2 rRNA genes are annotated in these 4,888 nt (G+C 49.6%); both read right to left on the reverse strand.

The window, feature by feature from the left end:
• Nucleotides 1-24: 24 nt before the first annotated feature.
• Nucleotides 25-2,943 (reverse strand): 23S ribosomal RNA (locus JUF10_RS13985).
• Nucleotides 2,944-3,169: 226 nt separating this feature from the next.
• Nucleotides 3,170-4,735 (reverse strand): 16S ribosomal RNA (locus JUF10_RS13990).
• Together the 16S and 23S rRNA genes form the textbook arrangement of a ribosomal RNA operon.
• Nucleotides 4,736-4,888: the final 153 nt, after the last annotated feature.

The following is a 4,888-nucleotide window of genomic DNA, read 5'->3' on the forward strand; positions in this document are numbered from 1 at the left end:
TTTGAGAACACCACGTTTTACAACTTGGTTAAGTCCTCGACCGATTAGTACTGGTCCGCTCCACGCCTCACGGCGCTGCTACTTCCAGCCTATCTACCTGATCATCTTTCAGGGGTCTTACTTCCATATAGGAATGGGAAATCTCATCTCGAGGCGAGTTTCACACTTAGATGCTTTCAGCGTTTATCTCATCCATACATAGCTACCCAGCGATGCGCCTGGCGGCACAACTGGTACACCAGCGGTATGTCCATCCCGGTCCTCTCGTACTAAGGACAGCTCCTCTCAAATTTCCTACGCCCGCGACGGATAGGGACCGAACTGTCTCACGACGTTCTGAACCCAGCTCGCGTACCGCTTTAATGGGCGAACAGCCCAACCCTTGGGACCGACTACAGCCCCAGGATGCGATGAGCCGACATCGAGGTGCCAAACCTCCCCGTCGATGTGGACTCTTGGGGGAGATAAGCCTGTTATCCCCAGGGTAGCTTTTATCCGTTGAGCGATGGCCCTTCCATACGGTACCACCGGATCACTAAGCCCGACTTTCGTCCCTGCTCGACCTGTCTGTCTCGCAGTCAAGCTCTCTTCTGCCTTTACACTCGATGAATGATTTCCAACCATTCTGAGAGAACCTTTGGGCGCCTCCGTTACTTTTTAGGAGGCGACCGCCCCAGTCAAACTGCCTACCTGACACTGTCTCCCACCACGATTAGTGGTGCGGGTTAGAGTGTTCACACAGCGAGGGTCGTATCCCACCAGCGCCTCACTCGAAACTAGCGTTCCGAGTTCTACGGCTCCGACCTATCCTGTACAAGCTGTGTCAACACCCAATATCAAGCTACAGTAAAGCTCCATGGGGTCTTTCCGTCCTGTCGCGGGTAACCTGCATCTTCACAGGTAATATAATTTCACCGAGTCTCTTGTTGAGACAGTGCCCAGATCGTTACGCCTTTCGTGCGGGTCGGAACTTACCCGACAAGGAATTTCGCTACCTTAGGACCGTTATAGTTACGGCCGCCGTTTACTGGGGCTTCATTTCTGGGCTTCGCCGAAGCTAACTCATCCACTTAACCTTCCAGCACCGGGCAGGCGTCAGCCCCTATACGTCATCTTACGATTTTGCAGAAACCTGTGTTTTTGATAAACAGTCGCCTGGGCCTTTTCACTGCGGCTACACTTGCGTGTAGCACCCCTTCTCCCGAAGTTACGGGGTCATTTTGCCGAGTTCCTTAACAAGAGTTCACTCGCTCACCTTAGGATACTCTCCTCGACTACCTGTGTCGGTTTGCGGTACGGGTAATTAATCACTAACTAGAAGCTTTTCTCGGCAGTGTGACGTCTGGCACTTCCCTACTAAAATTCGGTCCTCGTAACGCCTTGTCCTTAGCGATAAGCATTTGACTCATCACCAGACTTGACGCTTGAACGCACATTTCCAATCGTGCGCATACCGTAGCCTACTGCGTCCCTCCATCGTTCAAACATGATTAACTAGTACAGGAATATCAACCTGTTATCCATCGCCTACGCTTCTCAGCCTCGGCTTAGGTCCCGACTAACCCTGGGAGGACGAGCCTTCCCCAGGAAACCTTAGTCATTCGGTGGATCAGATTCTCACTGATCTTTCGCTACTCATACCGGCATTCTCACTTCTAAGCGCTCCACCAGTCCTTACGATCTGGCTTCATTGCCCTTAGAACGCTCTCCTATCACGCGACCTATTGGTCGCATCCATAATTTCGGTAACATGCTTAGCCCCGGTAAATTTTCGGCGCAGGATCACTCGGCTAGTGAGCTATTACGCACTCTTTAAATGGTGGCTGCTTCTGAGCCAACATCCTAGCTGTCTATGCAACTCCACATCCTTTTCCACTCAGCATGTATTTAGGGACCTTAATTGATGGTCTGGGCTGTTCCCCTTTCGACGGCGGATCTTATCACTCGTCGTCTGACTCCCGGATATAAATCAGTGGCATTCGGAGTTTATCTGAATTCAGTAACCCATGACGGGCCCCTAGTCCAAACAGTGGCTCTACCTCCACGATTCTTAAATCCGAGGCTAACCCTAAAGCTATTTCGGAGAGAACCAGCTATCTCCAAGTTCGTTTGGAATTTCACCGCTATCCACACCTCATCCCAGCATTTTTCAACATACACGGGTTCGGTCCTCCAGTGCGTTTTACCGCACCTTCAACCTGGACATGGATAGGTCACCTGGTTTCGGGTCTACATCAACTTACTGAAACGCCCGTTTCAGACTCGCTTTCGCTACGGCTCCGGTCTTTACACCTTAACCTTGCAAATTAACGTAACTCGCCGGTTCATTCTACAAAAGGCACGCTATCACCCATTAACGGGCTCTAACTAATTGTAGGCACATGGTTTCAGGAACTATTTCACTCCGCTTCCGCGGTGCTTTTCACCTTTCCCTCACGGTACTGGTTCACTATCGGTCACTAGGGAGTATTTAGCCTTGGGAGATGGTCCTCCCGGATTCCGACCACGTTTCACGTGTGTGGCCGTACTCAGGATCCTGAACTGAGGGTCAACGATTTCATCTACGGGGGTATCACCCGCTATGCCGTGCCTTCCCAGACACTTCGATTATCATTGGCTTTGGTAACTCAAATGTTCAGTCCTACAACCCCAAAGAGCAAGCTCTTTGGTTTGGGCTCTTCCCCGTTCGCTCGCCGCTACTTAGGGAATCGATTTTTCTTTCTCTTCCTGTGGGTACTTAGATGTTTCAGTTCCCCACGTCTGCCTCAACTTAAGTATGTATTCCCTAAGTTGTAACTATCGATTAAGATAGCTGGGTTTCCCCATTCGGAAATCTCCGGATCAAAGCTTACGTACAGCTCCCCGAAGCATATCGGTGTTAGTCCCGTCCTTCATCGGCTCCTAGTACCAAGGCATCCACCATGCGCCCTTCATAACTTAACCTAACGATTACGTCGTAATCGTTGATTAATTGAGTATTAGCGATATATAAAACTAATTAAAAAAACTCAAAATACGCGGTGTTCTCGGTTTAATTATCTTTAATAAAAATAATTAATAAGAAAATAATTGATAATATCTAGTTTTCAAAGAACAAGCTTGAGAGGTAAGCCCCTCAAAACTGACCATTGTTTCGACAAAGTATGTGTAGCCTCCGTATATTCCTTAGAAAGGAGGTGATCCAGCCGCAGGTTCTCCTACGGCTACCTTGTTACGACTTCACCCTAATCATCTGTCCCACCTTAGACGGCTGACTCCCGAAGGTTATCTCACCGGCTTTGGGTGTTACAAACTCTCATGGTGTGACGGGCGGTGTGTACAAGGCCCGGGAACGTATTCACCGCGGCATGCTGATCCGCGATTACTAGCGATTCCAACTTCATGTAGGCGAGTTGCAGCCTACAATCCGAACTGAGAACGGCTTTAAGAGATTAGCTTAGCCTCACGACTTCGCGACTCGTTGTACCGTCCATTGTAGCACGTGTGTAGCCCAGGTCATAAGGGGCATGATGATTTGACGTCATCCCCACCTTCCTCCGGTTTGTCACCGGCAGTCTCACCAGAGTGCCCAACTTAATGCTGGCAACTGATAATAAGGGTTGCGCTCGTTGCGGGACTTAACCCAACATCTCACGACACGAGCTGACGACAACCATGCACCACCTGTATCCATGTCCCCGAAGGGAACGTCCTATCTCTAGGATTTGCATAGTATGTCAAGACCTGGTAAGGTTCTTCGCGTAGCTTCGAATTAAACCACATGCTCCACCGCTTGTGCGGGCCCCCGTCAATTCCTTTGAGTTTCAACCTTGCGGTCGTACTCCCCAGGCGGAGTGCTTAATGCGTTAGCTGCGGCACTGAAGGGCGGAAACCCTCCAACACCTAGCACTCATCGTTTACGGCATGGACTACCAGGGTATCTAATCCTGTTCGCTACCCATGCTTTCGAGCCTCAGCGTCAGTTACAGACTAGACAGCCGCCTTCGCCACTGGTGTTCTTCCATATATCTACGCATTCCACCGCTACACATGGAGTTCCACTGTCCTCTTCTGCACTCAAGTTTCCCAGTTTCCGATGCACTTCTCCGGTTAAGCCGAAGGCTTTCACATCAGACTTAAAAAACCGCCTGCGCTCGCTTTACGCCCAATAAATCCGGACAACGCTTGCCACCTACGTATTACCGCGGCTGCTGGCACGTAGTTAGCCGTGGCTTTCTGGTTAAATACCGTCAACTTCTGAACAGTTACTCTCAGAAGTGTTCTTCTTTAACAACAGAGTTTTACGAGCCGAAACCCTTCTTCACTCACGCGGCATTGCTCCATCAGACTTTCGTCCATTGTGGAAGATTCCCTACTGCTGCCTCCCGTAGGAGTTTGGGCCGTGTCTCAGTCCCAATGTGGCCGATTACCCTCTCAGGTCGGCTACGTATCATTGTCTTGGTGGGCCTTTACCTCACCAACTAACTAATACGCCGCGGGATCATCCAGAAGTGATAGCCGAAGCCACCTTTCAAACAAGAACCATGCGGTTCTTGTTGTTATGCGGTATTAGCACCTGTTTCCAAGTGTTATCCCCTGCTTCTGGGCAGATTTCCCACGTGTTACTCACCAGTTCGCCACTCGCTTCGGTGTTGAAATCAGTGCAAGCACGTCATTCAACGGAAGCTCGTTCGACTTGCATGTATTAGGCATGCCGCCAGCGTTCGTCCTGAGCCAGGATCAAACTCTCATCTTATAGATGATGTGCTTGAATAGCTCATCGATTGTTGTTACTTTTTTAAAGCGAATTGACTTCGCAAATAAATATTTTGGGTTTGATACCAAGTATCAAACCGCCCTACACATATTTGGTTTGTCGAAACAATGTTCAGTTTTCAAAGGTCTACCA

The sequence above is a fragment of the Levilactobacillus andaensis genome (genome assembly GCF_016861695.1).
Classification (GTDB): domain Bacteria; phylum Bacillota; class Bacilli; order Lactobacillales; family Lactobacillaceae; genus Levilactobacillus; species Levilactobacillus andaensis.